Origin of the sequence: Alicyclobacillus hesperidum, from assembly GCF_900107035.1 — a bacterium.
Classification (GTDB): Bacteria; Bacillota; Bacilli; order Alicyclobacillales; family Alicyclobacillaceae; genus Alicyclobacillus; species Alicyclobacillus hesperidum.
Window position 1 is genome coordinate 87,971 of record NZ_FNOJ01000003.1, and the last position, 15,367, is coordinate 103,337.

The following is a 15,367-nucleotide window of genomic DNA, read 5'->3' on the forward strand; positions in this document are numbered from 1 at the left end:
CACATGTTGTTGCCTTCATTCTAACCATCCGCCTCTACGTGCACAAACAAAAGGCACGTTACAACGCGCGAGGTGGCTGTTACGCGTCGGCCAGTGTGGCGATGACGTGTTGTAACCGATTCACCAATTCCGGATCAGGCTTTTGATCCGCCATCCCACGCCCGTTTGCAACGCGCTTTGCGGCACTGCCATAATACGCAGCTAAAGCCGTTTCCAACTGCGCACTGCAGCGCTCTACGAGACGCTGTCCCCGCGTTGCGAGTATTTCCTTCGCAGCGGCCATTGCGACGGGTTCCGTCGCCTCCATCATGGCGCTTTGCCCACCGCCTTCAAAAAACTGCTTGGCAGAGGAGAAGTGGCGGAAAAATGGTTCAAACATACCGCCGTCGAGATGTGCAGGCGCGGCGTTAAGCACGTCGTCGACCACTTGAACCCCCCCTGCGGTCGAACCGTCATGTGTCGCACCAGCGAGCGACAACCTCGACATTTCTTCTTCCCAATGTGTCTTTTCGCCGGTCAGTACCTCGCTCGCCAAGCGTTCCGCGCGAAGCGCAAACGTACGCAGTTCAATGTCGATCCGCCGTCCAATGGCCCCTGCCAGCTCCGTCGCCGCCTCCCGCAACTTGTCCGTGGGCTTGCCAAGGCGAAACCTCCCTGGGTGGAATGCCTCGCGGAACAAGTCCCGATAGGCAAAACGCAGCCGTTCCCCCGCGTGAAATAAGAGCTCGTGCAGTTCCTGCGCAAGTGGCCGCACCAAGCGCACTTCACTATCCACACGCGCAGCCTCCATACGCTGATTTAGCTCATCGAGTTCCCTAAGGCGCGACGAGCGCGCTGCGTCGTCCGCAGCGATGCGCAATTGTTCCTCTCGCTGCCGTGCAACCAGTTGTTCGCGCAAAGTAGCCAACGTGCGCCTTGCCAAATCTGCGGCCAAGCCGTCTGCAGACGACTCGACGTATTGGATGAGATCGGCCTGAAGGCGATCGACTCCAGCATACTCGCAAAGCGCGGTGAGCGAAGCCGCATCCGGCTGCCAGGTCTCATCGCGCAAGCGCGATCGCGCTAGTGCCAACGCGTCAGCATCGGTCGCGTCAACTGCCAGGCGCCGCCCCGCTTCGGCCAATTGCGCCGAAACCTCGTAGACGCGCGGTTGCCGGATACCGAGGCGTCTGAGTTCGGATATGACGCGCGCTCGAACCTGTTCGCGTTCCTCGTCACTCGTGGCGAGATCGACAGCGTTGATGGCTGCGAACAGCTTATTCTGCTCAGATACGTCCTGAACCCCGGCAAGCTGCAAGAGGAACTCGCGATCCGCCTGGCTGAATGCATGCGTGTAGTACATGACAAACAGAACAGCATCCGCCTCGCGCATGTACGAGAAGGCAACATTCGTATGACGCTGATGGATGGAATCGACACCCGGCGTGTCGACGAAAACAAAGCCTCGTTGCAAAAGCGGATCGTCCACCTGGACGTCGACACGGCCGACATATGCCGCGTATCGTTCGTCGGCTGAAAATGCTCGTAAATCTTCGACACTGGCTACCCAAGTCGTCCCAAGCCTAGCGCGCATGTCTTCATAACCGTCACGCAGCGCCTTCAGAAAACGTACGTGGCGCCGATAGGCGACCGGGAATTGCGTGACGGTTAGGCGATCGATCTCGGCCATCGCCGCAGAAAGGTCGCTCGCGTGCCGATTCAGGGCTTGTAAAGTCGACTCGACGTCGCGCCACAGCTCCTCTTCTGTCTTCGCCGCAATCTGAACCTTCGCGTCGTCCTTCGTCGCACCGCGCAGTTCCGTGACGGCTGCGGTCGTCGGGCTTGGGGAGACGACGAGCAATGGCCTTCCCAAAATGGCGTTCAAGACAGAGGATTTACCTGCTGAAAACGCGCCGAAAACAGCGATGACCATCTGCCTTTGCGAAAGTCGCGCGATGGCCGTGTCCATGAATCGAGTGTCGATTCCGCTGATGTCGCGCACGGATTCCTGCAACTTCACCAGTCGTTCGATATAAAGCTCGCGGTCCTGCGTCATACCGATGGCACCTCCCCGGCTGCTACCAAATCGAATGCACGCTGCTCGCGAGCGCAGATGTCCAGATACGCCTGCAACGCTGCACAACGATCACTAGCCAACTCCATATCCGCACGCGTAGTCGCCTGCTCATCCTCGCACTTTGCGAGACAAGCGGCGACAAACTGTTCGGCCAAGTCGGCCGCGGTTGCCAAAGCATCCCGTTTAATGCGCGCGACGACATCTTTGACATACTGATATGGATACTGTGATGAAACCAAGGCACCAGGCTTCACGACACGCGAAACATATTCAACATCGACGTCGATATGAATGGCAGCCGCACCATCGGCCAGTCGGGCGCTCGTGGCGGGATCGATTCCAGCCTGCCGCACATCGCTCGCGATTTGGTTGGCCAGTGGCGTCAAAAGATAGTTGTGGACGCGCTCTGCGATGTCTTTCGCGAACGCCTCTGCGCGCCGCAGCCGCTCAGCGTCGGTCTTCTGTGCGGATCGAAACAACCCGACCTTAAATTCTGGTCGCAAGCTTTCGACATAGATACGCCCCTTTTCGGTGGTATCATAGGGGGCAATTTGGGCGAGTTCAATCAAGCGCAACCAGCTTTCACGCGTCGCCTGAGCCTGATCGCGCGCGGCTTGCATACCTGTGTCGTACTGCTCCCGTAGATGGCGTAGCTTTTCCGCTTCGCGATCCAGCCAACTTACCGCCTCGTCTGCAGAAAGCGGCGCACTCCCACAAGCCTTGGCGACAGCCTCGCCAGCAGCTTGGACAAGTGGATCAAAATAAGCTGCAACACCTTCCTTGGCTACATCGACAAGGCGGCGGCGCACATTCTCGACGCCTCCGTTCGCCATTTCGGATTCGGCTTGTGCGACTAACCAGCTCCGCAATGCGGGCAGTTGGTTGTGCGGGGATTGGCCAACCGTAGTGAAGAAGATGGTATCCTCCGCAATGCCGTAATCCGCTAGAACGCTATACACGCTGTCGGCAAACTGGACAAATGGCAATTCGGACTCTAGATGCTTGTCAATTTGATGCACAACAAACGCGAGTCGTTTTCCCTCTTCGACAAAGGCGTGTAGCAATTCGAGATTTTCCTCGGCTTCGACGTGCTGATAGTCCGCGACAATCACGACGCAATCCGCCTGATACAAGGCGTTCATGGTGGCCTCTTTATGCCGCTCGTCCGTCGAGTCGATGCCAGGCGTGTCGAGCAACTGAAGCTGTCCAGTGCTCCCTGGCAGACTCATGTGCACGCCCTCGACGTCCGCCGTCGTCGGATTCGCTCCCGTTTTGAGGCGAGTGCCTGACAAAGCGCTCACCAAGCTCGACTTGCCGGCCGAGAACAAGCCGCAAAATGCTACCGTAAACGTCGATTCGGCAGCCGGATCGGCCAATATATCAAGCAGTCGGCGCGCATACACGCCGCCGCCAACGCTCTCCAACCACGCTGCGATCCGCTCGTATTGGCGCCCCATCTCCAGCGTGGATTCCATCGTTTTTGACATCTTTGACCAAAATCTCCTCTCCTAGCTCCTGGCTCTTTGTTCATGATACGTGAAAACTGCGTTTCGCGCACGAGCTGTCTTAGATACATGCCGCAGTGCGCGTTTGCCAAATCAGCATACGATATCAGAGAACCGACGTGCAGGAGGTGAGGGGTGTGCGACTGCAATCCATCATCAAATTCGGCGGGCTTGCGTTCGATATCGCAAACGATGAAAAGGTGCAACAACTCGCCGGTATGGTGCACAGCGGGGCCAAGCGGAGGGGGCTTTTGCAACCGTGGACGCCACCGGCGCAAGGGCACCCACATACACCTTATCCACCCGCCCACTGGCCCACGAGTAGCCAGCCCATACCGTTTGCACCGTCGCATGGAGCGCCGTCCCCGGCATCCCATTCCGCTAAGGCGGAGCCCGCTAAGGCAGAACCAGCCCCCGAGGAAGCAAAACCATCCGGGATGGATGGCTGGAACCTTGAAAAGTGGGTTAACATGGATAATGCTAAAAAAGTCATCGGGTGGATGGGGACTCTGAATCAAATGCTGAACAAACCGTGACGTCCCCAAAAGCCGCGAAAGGGCCGGGAGGTCATTGTATTGGAAATTGGCACACCATCGCGACCAAGTCTCTTCCTCTACCGCCTCTTTCGCCATGTGATGCCGCTCGCACGCGCCGAACTTGCGCATTGGCGCGCGCGGGCTGCAGCCATTCCAGACCCCACATTGCGCCAACAGGCGTTAGCCAGCCTTGCGGACAAGCAATTTCACGCGGACGGTGGCACGGTCTATGCTGCTGGCAATCGACGCTACGCGCAAACACTGGTCAAAGTCATTGTTGCATTACAAACGATCAGCGATTACCTCGACAATCTTTGCGATCGCGCCAATGTCCTGGATGGCCCGACATTTCGCCAGCTACATTGGAGTATGCTCGATGCGGTGCGTCCCCATTTTCCCTTGCGCGAGTACTATGGGCTCTGGGGCAGGGTCGACGACGGAGGTTATCTCGCTGAGTTGGTACAAACGTGCCAGCAAGGACTTACGCAATTACCCTATTACGCCGTTGTACAGCCGCAGGTCAGTTGGTACGTCGAACGTTATAGCGAATTGCAGGAACACAAACACATTCAGCACGCAATGCGCGAACAACGACTCATCGACTGGAGCACACCCTATCTGCATGACTATCCGGATACGAAGTGGTATGAATTTGCCGCCGCAACTGGCTCCACCTTGGGGATGTTTTCACTGTTTTTGGCTGCCACAGAACCCATTGAACAGGAAACTGTACAGCTCATACACAAACACTACTTTCCCTGGATTTGCGGCCTACACATCTTGCTCGACTATTTCATCGATCTTTCTGAAGATCAACAGTCTGGCGACTTTAACTTCGTGGCATGTTATGGGGATCCATCGCTCGCTTTCCACCGTCTCCGCCACTTTGCGCAGCAAAGTCGGCAGAGTGCCGAACACATTCCCATCGGCGGCCGTATTCACAAGTACGTCGTACAGGGGTTACTTGGTATGTATCTCTCCGATCCGAAAGTGGAGCAACAAGCGGACGTGCGCAAAGCCCGACGGCTGGTCTACGCCTTTGGCCCTACCTCCATCATGTTCTATTTGGCAACTCACCTGTACCGTCGAATCGCCTGATCAATCAGAAGGCGCCTTGCGGTGAATACGCACGCGCACGGTATCTAAAACACCGGGAATAGGCGCCCCCGGTTTTTCCACTTCCACCACAATAGAACGAATAAGTGGAAACTCACACAAAACCGTTTGTGCAATCCGTTCGGCCAATGCCTCCAAAAGACGCTTAGGTTCCCCCTCCACGATCGTTTGCACGGCAGCATAGACATCAGCATAATTTACGGTCAAGCCGAGATCATCGGCTTCACCCGCTCGACGCAAGTCGATAGACAACCAGAGGCTGACAATGAAACGTTGCCCAAGTTGCCGCTCTCCCTCGTACGCACCGTGGTAACCGTAAAAACGCATACCGAGCAGTGCAATTTCATCCAACAAAACATCGGTTTCCCCTGTCTTATTCACTTTCATCTGCCCCCTCGCGTTCATTCCCCATCTTCTCGACGAGCGCCGCCACTTCCGCACCAAACAGCAGGATGATGAGTGCGATATACATCCACAATACGAGTAAAATCACGACGGTCAAGCTGCCATAGATGAAGTGGTAGGTCACAAGGTGACTCGCATAGACGACAAACAAGGTGCGAGCGAGATCGAGCAAGATGGTGGACGCCAATGCACCCAAAATGACGCTGTTGACATCCACGCGGCGCGACGGCAGGTAACGATAAACGACGAAACTGGTCACAAATAAAGATAAGGGATACAGGATGCGAGTGATCCCACGCAGGCGCGAGACCCAAGCGGCAAGAAAGGAACTTGCCGATACATGCAGATGAACCATCGGAAAGATAGCCAACGCAATCGAACAGATCACAGCAAGCGCGATGAGCAGACACAACATGATGGCCGCGACAATGCGTCGAGCCAAAAAGGAGCGTTGCGCCGTCACTTCAAAGATGCTATCCAGGGCCTGCTGCACAGCGATAAACGCGCTGGTCGCCGACCACGCGAGCGTAATCAAACTGACGAAACCAGCTCGTGCTCCGACTGTGCCCAGCTTTTCTATGTTATCTTGGAGAAAGTGGTTGGCATTCGACACATCTGGGTAATAGGGCTTGAGCGCTTCGACCAAGAGCTTGACCACAGGCTGGTGCGGAACGGCCAAACTGGCTCCGAAGATGATCAGAATGAGGAGCGGAAACAACGAAAAAATGGCATAAAACGAAATCTGCGCGGCGAGCGATGCAATGTCGTGGCGAAACACGTTGACCAACAGCTGTGTCAAAAAGTCCCCGAAGACTCGAACACGCGTGCGTACGCCCATCGCGCTCACTCCCGCAAGATAAATTCACCCACATGGCCGAACTTGTCCAATAGTGTGTCGCACCATCCCGCATCAAATGGCGCATGGATGTCGATCCACCGCTCGTCGTACGGGTGCCAGAAGCGCAAACTGGCCGCATGCAACGCAATTTGTCCTGGCGCTGGCCAATTGCCAAGCCCAGTTCCGCCATACCATGCATCCCCGACGATCGGCGCTCCTTGTGCCGATAAGTGAACCCGTATCTGATGTGTACGGCCGGTGGCCAGTTGCAATTGCGCCAACGACAGCTCTTTGCCCGCCTGTTCGCGTACGGCAAGCACCGTTACATGTGTACGCGCTGGCTTACCCGTGGATGCCACGCGAAATTTACCACTCTGATGGCGATCACGACCAATGGGTTGATCGATCACGCCATTGGATAATCGTCGCCCCCATGTGATAGCAACGTATGAACGCTGTATGGCCTTGTTGACAAGTTGAGCGTCGAGCGCTCTCAGCATAAAGGTGTGCTTGGCGTAGAGAACTGCACCGGTCGTCGGGCCATCCAGTCGGTGCACGTGCAGACCCTGCCCATCACGTTGCGCCAGGTAACCCGCGACGATGTCATCGAGGGCGGTGACAGTTGGATCCTCCGTATGAATAATGAGTCCTGCCGGTTTGTTGACGACAAGAACGTGATCGTCCTCGTACAAAACGGCAAGCTCTGGGGCGTTTGAAGAGGCAATCTCGCGCGTCGTCGGCCTCCCCCATGATGGATCCGCGAGCAAGAGACGGCCTCCTGCTGCAAGCTCATCGACAGGTTTCGCGCGATCCCGATTGTAGGTGACGCCGGCACGATGAAAAAGCTGGTTGATAAAGCCATGGGGAAGCCCCAACCGCTCGCTTAAAAACCGCTCGACGGACCATCCGGCTGACGCTTTGTCCAGGCGTATGCTTAACAGACCAGATCGATACTGAACCTCCACCGCAACTCTCCCCATCTCGACGCAGACATTGTAAGTATGTACCAGATCGTAGTCAATTCAATCCGCAACCCATCTTAACGGACAAAAAAGGCGCCACTGGACGGTGGACACCGCTCCGGCGACGCCTGCGATGAACTTGGGCAGGAAGGGAAACCCTTGGGATTCCCCACAATGCCTACTTGGTGTATTACACAGCTTCCACGTATTCCACGTCGGGTGCGACCTTCTTGATGGCTCGCTCAATTCCCATTTTCAACGTCATGACGCTGGCCGGGCAACCGACACACGCCCCTTGTAAGGAGACAAAGACCGTCTTTGACAATTCGTCATACGACACAAACTCTACATCGCCGCCGTCCATTTGGATGGCGTCGCGAATCGAGTCGAGTGCCTCGCGAACCCGCGCTTCCGTGGAGGTAGCTTCATGTTCTGACATCGGTTCATCCCCTCCAAATATGTATTTAGCATACGCGCTACGGCGATCCGCATGCAAGAGGCGATTGCGTACACGCCAAGTAGGCGTCAGGTCTGCAGACAAAGCACACGCGCGACACCTATTCCACTGGCGTCGCGCGACTCGACGATGGCCTTCAAAATTGAGGCATGCCCATGGGGGGCATCCCTGTTCCAAAGCCTGGTGCGACTGACTGAGCAATCACCTTGTGAAACGCAATGGTATGGGGCTCGAAGCGAAAAACCTCCTGGAATCCCAAACTGCGCGTAAACGCAAGGCTTTGTTCGTTGTTGTCCTGCACGAACACTTCGAGCGTATGAATGCCCATCCGCCGCGCATCTTCTTCGATTTTGGCGATGGCCGCCTTGCCGATGCCAGCACGTTGGTACCGTGGCTGGATCACCATCGCGCTGATGTGCATCTTCCCATCATAACTCGTCAGATACGAATAGTATCCAATTGGCTTGCCGTTTCGTTCGATGACAAATGTCGGCGCACCTGATTGGATGTACGTGCGAAATTGTTCCTCCGGGAACGGCTGTCCAAACGCCTTTTGATGCACATCGCCGAGTTCCGACTTCGTCAATGAAACGATAAAGTCGTCGTCTGCCGCAGTGCGCGGCCGATACGTGATTGTGACTGGATCCTTTGTAACTGCCGGCTTTTTCGCCATTCGCTTCGCCTTTACAGCTGGCTTGCGAACCGCCGCCGGCTTTGCCTGGCGCGTTGAGCCAGGCACCATCAAATGGAGCGCATGCGTCTGCATATGATGTCCGACCTCCCTGAACAATTGCCCACCGTCGACACCACACACTATGCAGACGCCCATCCATTTGCGATTCCTTCAAAACGAAGGAATGAGTTTACCGCTTGCGACCAAACCACCGACGCGGCGTGTTCGGCGCACTGGTTTCCTCACGCTGGCGCCGCTGTTGTGCGTTTTTCAGACGCTTGCTGCTCACTTCGGTGACGACACTACCAATGTAGTTCCCCATAATATCCATCTTGTATTTGCGATTGACCTCAATCTTGTCGTATTCCTCTTTTGTCGTCCGGAAGGTCACAGTCGTGACGCGGTTGACGTTCACCCCGCGCATGGTCTGTCCGACGCTCACTCGCCCCGTCACTTGGTAAGTCGGCAGTGGAACATACTTGCTGACTCCAGAGGGGCCGCGTTCACGCACGCGCTTTTTTGCCAGAACAAACACTTCATGACGCTCTTTATTCGCGAGGTACTGCTCGTCAAACTTGCGCTGGCGACGGCGCGCCCATAAATAGAAGAGCGTATAGACAATGATGAGAAATACCAAAACGCTCAATAAGATCAGCCAATATCTCAACGACAGATCCCCCTGCATCATCTATGCGATTGTGTTCCAACATGTTGTTGACTGGTCTATTGTACCACGGAATCTTGGACGGGCCGCAATCCTTTCTTCGCAACCCACTTCATGCCAACCGACGGATGAAACATGATTTGCACCTGTTCATCGCCACCGTCTTTTCCTGCCGCGATGTGCAACACAATACCTTCGCCGTATTGCGCATGGCGCACGTGCTGACCAGGGACAGGCGAAAACGTGTTTTGGATGGAAAGATCGAGTTTGGCGACAAGCTCGTCCGGCACTTCCGCGAGAAACCGCGACGGATCGCGCTGTACGGTTTGACCATAAAGGGTCCGTTCCACCGCATATGTCATATACAACTGGTTCATCGCGCGCGTCATGCCGACATAGCACAAATTGCGTTCCTCTTCGACGGCGCGATCGTCATCCATCGAACGGGGATGTGGAAACAGACCTTCCTCCATGCCGATGAGAAAGACGACCGGAAACTCGAGACCTTTACTCGCATGCATAGTCATCAAGCGCACAGTGCCTTGCCCTTTATCTCGCTCCTTATCGACGTCGCTGAGCAGACTCACTTCAGCGAGAAACTCGGCCACAGAACCACCTCGGCGCCGGTCAAACGATTTGGTCACGCTGAACAGTTCGTCGATGTTCTCCGCACGTGCTTGATCTTCTTTCTTGCCGCTTTCCAAATACATGTCGCGGTACTTTGTCGCATGTAGCACCTCGGCGAGATATTCGCTGACCGACATGCCCTCCATCCAAAGCATGAGTTCTTCTAACTGATCGTGAAATATGCGCGCGGCCTCACTGGCCTTTGCCGACAACCCCGCACTTTCGCCGCAGGCCAAAGCCTCAAACAGGGTCATGCCCTCGCTGTGTGCATAGTCAAACAAGCGACCGACAGTCGAATCGCCGAGTCCCCGTCGCGGTGTATTGATGATGCGCAGAAGCGAAATCTCGTCCCGAGGATTCACCAAGACGCGCAAGTATGCAAATACGTCTTTAATCTCTCGTCGATCATAGAATGTCAAGCCGCCGACAATGGTGTAGGGAATAGCGCGACTGAGCAAAGCTTCTTCGACGGCGCGCGATTGCGCATTGGCTCGGTAGAGTACGGCACAATCGCCATACGATCCGCCGTTCAGAACGTGCAGAGCAATCTTTTCGGCAACAAACGCCGCCTCTGCCTCGCTGTCGGTTAAGCAGCATACAAGTGGCTTCTCCCCCGCGCCCCGCGTCGACCGCAGTGCCTTCTCCCTACGGCGCGTATTGTTGGCGATGAGCGCGTTTGAGGCTTTCAGAATCGCTTCGGTGGACCGATAGTTGCGCACGAGCATAACCACTTTCGCATCCGGGTAATCGCGTTCAAAGCGCAACATGTTTTCGCTGTCGGCACCCCGCCACGCGTAAATCGCCTGATCTGAGTCGCCGACCGCGCAGAGATTGCGGTGCCCATCTGCCAATAGCTGCAAAAGACGGTATTGCGCATGGTTGGTATCCTGGTACTCGTCCACTAAGATATGCCGAAACTTCGCCTGATATCGCTCGCGAATGGCCGAATCGCGCTCAAATAGTTTCACCGCGTTGCCAATTAAGTCGTCGAAGTCCATCGCGTTTGCGGCAAATAAGCGTTGCTGATACAACTCGTACACATCGGCCGCCACCAAATCTGTGATCACCGACTCGTCGATCACGGGTCCCTTGTCCCGCAACTGGTTTTTCCAAAACGAAATGCGGCTGCCGATCGCGCGTGGGTCGTAGGTTTTGAGGTCGCAATTTAAGTCGAGCAAACATTGGGCGATGAGGGCCTGCTGGTCATCGCTGTCGAGAATGCTGAAGTTGGGCGTATAGCCAATCGCCTCGGCTTCGCGCCGAAGGATGCGCACACAGATGCTGTGAAACGTACCCATCCACAAATCGTCTGCACGCTGGCCGATAAGAGAGCGAACGCGCTCTTTCATCTCTCGCGCCGCCTTGTTGGTAAACGTGATCGCAAGAATTTCCGGCACTGGCACGCCGTGTTCCGCAATCAAATAGGCAATCCGACGCGTCAGCACACTGGTCTTACCGCTGCCCGCGCCAGCGACGACAAGCAACGGCCCGGAGGCTGTGAGAACTGCCTCGCGTTGTTCGGGATTGAGCCCTGCCAGGAAGTCTTCTTGGGGTTTTGCCATGATGCACCTCCTCACTCGCCCGTGCACAGTTCTGCAAGATTACAGGCTACCACGGAACACGTTCGGAAAAAAGGTCTGGATACGGAATAGAAACTTCATCGGACAGATTTCGTACGCTTTCAACTTTTGCTACGATTACTCTCGATCCCGAATTGGAAAAGGAGCCTCACTGCATGCCCAAAGCTGCATTCATCGCACTACCCAAGTGCCGCCTGCACGACGTCTCACCGCTCCTTGAAACGCTTGCCTTACAGGACTGGCGCTTAAGAACACTGACGCTAGACGGCGCGCCGTGTACGACTGCGGAAGGGCTTGCCGTTTGTACTGATGGCTCCGTCGAAGAGGCGGTTCCGCTCGATCTCGCCCTTTGCGTGCTACCAGGTGGCTTGTACCCAGCACAAGTGTGGAACGATATTCGCTTGCACCGCTACGTGCGGCAGTTTGCAGGGCGCAAGGGCTGGTTTGCCGTCTCCGGCGAAGGTAGTGCCTGTCTTGCTGCGGCAGGACTTCTCGGCGGACTACGCTTCAGTGCACCTCTGTCGTTTGTCGAATCCCAAGCTCCGCTATTTCGCTACAGCATCCATATGACAACTCCCATATCCATAGATGGCGGCGTAGTCTCCTCAGACGGGAGCGATCCCGCTGGATTCTGCCAGGCTGTTTTTGGCAGACTAAACATAGGCGTGTGATGGTGTCTCTGCCAAACAGCGTGTGTCGACGACCGATACTAGGCATGTGCTATGATGGGACAAGCAGATATCAGCAAGGAGGCATGGCATGAAAGCACGAATTGTACATACGCTGATCGCCGTTCTGGCCACGTGCGCGTTCGCGGCAGGATGTGGTACCCCGACCAACAACACGACGAACGTGACAAACCTGACGAACGGGGTGAACTCGTCGGCTGGGACGGTGAACAGCGCAGCGAGCAACGCGGCCAACACGACGAGCGATGCGGCGAATCCACCAAGCCTTCATACAACGACCGAGCAATGGCCAAGTGCGCCAAAAATGACCATTGACACGGCAAAGACGTACGACGCCGTCGTTCACACCAATTATGGTGACTTCACGATTCAACTCGACGCGAAAGATAGTCCAATTACGGTCAACAACTTTGTATTTTTGGCGAAACACAACTTTTATCACGACTGCACGTTCTTCCGGATTATCAAAGACTTCATGGTGCAAACCGGCGACCCGAATAACAACGGAACAGGCGGCCCCGGCTATACCATTCCGGACGAATTGACGCATCAATACCCGTTTACGAAGGGCGTCGTCGCCATGGCAAATTCGGGTCAACCGCATACGGGAGGCAGCCAGTTTTTCATCTGCACGGTAGACGATACCAAGATACTCCAGCCACCGAACAATAAGTACACCGAATTCGGACGCGTTGTCTCGGGCATGAACGTCGTGGAGAAAATTGCATCCATTCCAGTCACCAACAACCCACAGACGGGTGAACTGAGTTACCCGCTCGCGACCGCATACATCAAATCGATTGATATCGAGGTCAAGTAGGGAGCGAACCCGATGCGCTACAACCGTGGACGGCAATTTATTTGGTTGATTATTCTGGTCGTCGTCGTCGCGCTTGCAAAGATCCGCATCGGCGGCAGCGTGCCCCTGCCAGCCAGCTATGAAAAGCTGGCTGGCGGACAAATTCGCATTCAGGTTCAAGCAAAACCGGTTCCTTCGACGTCCACCGGAGAAGCGTGGAACTTGGAGAAGCATGTTCAAAACGGGCAAACGATTTACACCGCAAACCTGTATATGAACGGACATGAACAGCTATTGTTCCCAGGCCTTAAAAGCCAGTCGAAGAGTGCAGCAGGCACGTTGTATGAAAGCAACGGAAAAATTCGATTTGGCAACCAGGACTATCATGCCGTCAATTTGTTTGTCGCGGCCGACGGAAAAAGCGGTTACATCGACTTTGCAAAATCATGAGATGTCAAGCGATTACGCCGGTCGGGGTCTGATCACAACCAAAGGCTCGCACGAACCCCGACCGTTGTCCGCGCTTAGGATGGATTCGTCTGCCGATACGGCGCCGTTCCTTCTTTGGCGAGCATGCGGTAGACCGCGTCATCCATCGGCGGGTTATGTAGTCCTGCGCGCACGTCGCGGTAATAGCGTTCCAGTGGAAGCGACTTCGATAGGCTGCGGCCCCCAACGACTCGCATGGCGAGATCGACGACCTCATTTGCGGCATTGGTCGCGAGTGTTTTCGCTGCGCCAAACTGGGCCCGTAACCGTGGGCGATCCGCAGGATCCAGCCGATCCCACCGCGCAGCGAGATCGTACAACAGCGTGCGCGCAGCGAGTAGCTTCAACTCCATTTCGCCAAGTTTCTGCTCGACGTGGGGAACGTCCGCAATCGGATGCGGCAGAGAGTTCGGTTGATAAGTTGCGGCATAATGCATGGCAAAGTCCCGTGCAGCAAGCCCGACACCTAGGTAGCACGCCGGGATGTGCAAGAGCCAGCCGCCACCATCGTTGTTCCGCTCGGTCTTCGCGCCTGGGCGGGCGATGGATACCACGTGATGCGACGGCACAAATACATCGCGCAGCACGATGTCATGGCTACCCGTTGCGCGCATGCCCAGGACGTTCCACGTCTCGACGATCTCGACATCCTCGCCGCGCACGAGAAATTGTCCGACCACATCCTCTCCCGCAACGGTCGCAGTCACCACAATCCACGTCAACGCCGGCGATAGCGTGCTAAACGTCTTGCGGCCGGAAATGCGATAGCCACCGTCGACAGGAACCGCAGTCGTCTCCGGCTTGCCGCCGCGGCTCGGACTGCCGGTTGCAGGTTCGCTGGCACAACTGTTGATTAAGGCACCATCGCGTACGACTGTCTCGCAAACTTGTGCAAACAGTTCGTCTGGAAACGCTCCGGTCGATCGAAGATTAAGGATCATGCCGACATGCCAACCGATGGCTAGCGCCGTCGAACCGTCCCCGCGAGCCAGTTGTTCTTGATGCATCAGCATTTCCGACAAACCGATTTCTAAGCCGCCATATTTGCGTGGCACCGTCCAGGACACATAACCCGCGGCTTGCAAATCGCGAATGTTGTCATGCGGAAACGCTCCGCTCTCGTCGTACGCGGCAGCCCGTGCGCTGAATTTGTTCGCCAATTCACGCGTGATGGCAAGCCTTTCTCTCACGTCTCGGGACAATTCCCGCTCGTCGTACATATAGCCACCTCCGTCGTTTGTCATTCCTCCAGTAGCGAAGTCGGCCGCGTCAAACGGGGCCCCATCGTGTGCACAAAGTACTCTCGATTTCCCATACGCTCCACACCCCGACGTTCGCTCCCCCAAAGTGCCCGATCAAGTTGCGACTGTGTTCGATGTGCCCGGAACGCACGCAACTTCTCTACCTGATATCCACTCACATCCACTTGTACAGTAGCCAGCACTGGCTGCGGAAAACGGTGAAAATCTGCGGTGTCGGCGCCAAAGGAAACGTAAAACAATCGCGCGCCGTTTCCGGACGTTGTTGTTTCGTAACGGTTGAATGCCTCCGTAGCTATGCGCCCGATGGCACAGTGATCAGGGTGTCCGCCTAATGGGTCGTGAAAGGTAATCACCGCACTAGGATTTTCGTGTAGAAACACTTGCAGAACACGATCCGCCACTTCATCTTGCGGCTGTATCTCGAGCGTCTTGTCGCGTAACCCGAGCAATTCAAGCCGCTCGATGCCGAGCGCTTCGCACGCCGCACGAAGTTCTCGTTCGCGTACCTGGCCAATCGATTCACGCGTCGCGATTGGCGGGATGCCAAGCCTACGCCCCATTTCGCCAAGCGTCGCACAGACGAGAATGACACGGTGACCCGTGCCAGCAAGCTTAGCCAGGGTTCCTCCACAGATAAACGTCTCGTCGTCCGGATGCGCAAAAACAGCTACAACGGTCGCCATCGTGCTCCTCCTTCCCCTCTGGCCAC

General features: G+C 55.8%; 16 protein-coding genes. 5 read left to right on the forward strand and 11 right to left on the reverse strand.

Translation table 11 applies throughout. From position 1 onward, the window contains the following. Nucleotides 1-79: 79 nt before the first annotated feature. Both BLU70_RS02930 and BLU70_RS02935 read right to left on the reverse strand, forming a co-directional pair. Nucleotides 80-2,035, reverse strand: coding sequence for a dynamin family protein (locus BLU70_RS02930; protein WP_074691822.1), 1,956 nt, complete (start codon nucleotides 2,033-2,035; stop codon nucleotides 80-82). Then, nucleotides 2,032-3,543, reverse strand: coding sequence for a dynamin family protein (locus tag BLU70_RS02935; protein ID WP_074691825.1), 1,512 nt, complete (start codon nucleotides 3,541-3,543; stop codon nucleotides 2,032-2,034). Before BLU70_RS02935 ends, BLU70_RS02930 begins: the two co-directional genes overlap by 4 nt. A gap of 155 nt (nucleotides 3,544-3,698) precedes the next feature. Here BLU70_RS02935 and BLU70_RS02940 point away from each other — a divergent pair, with 155 nt between their 5' ends. Beyond that, nucleotides 3,699-4,097 (forward strand): hypothetical protein, encoded by a 399-nt coding sequence (locus tag BLU70_RS02940; protein ID WP_074691828.1) that lies wholly within the window; start codon nucleotides 3,699-3,701, stop codon nucleotides 4,095-4,097. A gap of 39 nt (nucleotides 4,098-4,136) precedes the next feature. Then, nucleotides 4,137-5,195, forward strand: a complete 1,059-nt coding sequence (locus tag BLU70_RS02945) for a tetraprenyl-beta-curcumene synthase family protein (protein WP_006447405.1) — start codon at nucleotides 4,137-4,139, stop codon at nucleotides 5,193-5,195. Here the strand turns inward: BLU70_RS02945 and folB are convergent, their stop codons facing one another. The 7 genes from folB to BLU70_RS02980 all read right to left on the reverse strand — a co-directional run bounded on the left by folB (nucleotide 5,196) and on the right by BLU70_RS02980 (nucleotide 11,401). Further along, nucleotides 5,196-5,594 (reverse strand): dihydroneopterin aldolase, encoded by a 399-nt coding sequence (folB, locus tag BLU70_RS02950; RefSeq protein WP_420865889.1) that lies wholly within the window; start codon nucleotides 5,592-5,594, stop codon nucleotides 5,196-5,198. Continuing rightward, a complete protein-coding gene (locus BLU70_RS02955; protein ID WP_040289816.1) occupies nucleotides 5,587-6,456 on the reverse strand; it encodes a YihY/virulence factor BrkB family protein in 870 nt (289 codons plus the stop codon). The genes folB and BLU70_RS02955 overlap by 8 nt, the downstream gene beginning before the upstream one ends. Before the next feature lie 5 nt (nucleotides 6,457-6,461). Next, nucleotides 6,462-7,421: an RluA family pseudouridine synthase gene (locus BLU70_RS02960; protein ID WP_052012346.1), complete on the reverse strand. Its 960-nt coding sequence runs from the start codon at nucleotides 7,419-7,421 to the stop codon at nucleotides 6,462-6,464. 187 nt (nucleotides 7,422-7,608) lie between these two features. Further along, entirely contained in the window at nucleotides 7,609-7,857 is a 249-nt protein-coding gene (locus BLU70_RS02965; protein ID WP_052012347.1) for a NifU family protein, read from the reverse strand. Nucleotides 7,858-8,011: 154 nt separating this feature from the next. Then, a complete protein-coding gene (locus BLU70_RS02970; protein ID WP_074691831.1) occupies nucleotides 8,012-8,641 on the reverse strand; it encodes a GNAT family N-acetyltransferase in 630 nt (209 codons plus the stop codon). A 97-nt stretch (nucleotides 8,642-8,738) separates the two neighbouring features. After that, nucleotides 8,739-9,215 carry a hypothetical protein gene (locus BLU70_RS02975; protein ID WP_237716478.1) on the reverse strand — a complete coding sequence of 159 codons (477 nt, stop codon included), beginning with the start codon at nucleotides 9,213-9,215 and terminating at the stop codon, nucleotides 8,739-8,741. A 56-nt stretch (nucleotides 9,216-9,271) separates the two neighbouring features. Next, nucleotides 9,272-11,401 (reverse strand): ATP-dependent helicase, encoded by a 2,130-nt coding sequence (locus BLU70_RS02980; protein ID WP_074691834.1) that lies wholly within the window; start codon nucleotides 11,399-11,401, stop codon nucleotides 9,272-9,274. A 173-nt stretch (nucleotides 11,402-11,574) separates the two neighbouring features. On the opposite strand from BLU70_RS02980, the gene BLU70_RS02985 reads away from it, so the two are divergent. From BLU70_RS02985 to BLU70_RS02995, 3 genes are all read left to right on the forward strand, one after another. Then, entirely contained in the window at nucleotides 11,575-12,090 is a 516-nt protein-coding gene (locus BLU70_RS02985) for a DJ-1/PfpI family protein (protein WP_040289820.1), read from the forward strand. Nucleotides 12,091-12,178: 88 nt separating this feature from the next. Further along, nucleotides 12,179-12,928 (forward strand): peptidylprolyl isomerase, encoded by a 750-nt coding sequence (locus tag BLU70_RS02990; protein WP_074691837.1) that lies wholly within the window; start codon nucleotides 12,179-12,181, stop codon nucleotides 12,926-12,928. Nucleotides 12,929-12,940: 12 nt separating this feature from the next. Continuing rightward, nucleotides 12,941-13,357, forward strand: coding sequence for a hypothetical protein (locus BLU70_RS02995; RefSeq protein ID WP_006447414.1), 417 nt, complete (start codon nucleotides 12,941-12,943; stop codon nucleotides 13,355-13,357). Nucleotides 13,358-13,431: 74 nt separating this feature from the next. On the opposite strand, the gene BLU70_RS03000 is transcribed toward BLU70_RS02995, so the two are convergent. Both BLU70_RS03000 and BLU70_RS03005 read right to left on the reverse strand, forming a co-directional pair. Then, complete coding sequence (locus tag BLU70_RS03000) at nucleotides 13,432-14,640, reverse strand: acyl-CoA dehydrogenase family protein (protein ID WP_006447415.1); 1,209 nt, start codon at nucleotides 14,638-14,640, stop codon at nucleotides 13,432-13,434. After that, nucleotides 14,637-15,341, reverse strand: a complete 705-nt coding sequence (locus tag BLU70_RS03005) for a PIG-L family deacetylase (protein WP_006447416.1) — start codon at nucleotides 15,339-15,341, stop codon at nucleotides 14,637-14,639. Before BLU70_RS03005 ends, BLU70_RS03000 begins: the two co-directional genes overlap by 4 nt. Between the last annotated feature and the right edge of the window lie 26 nt (nucleotides 15,342-15,367).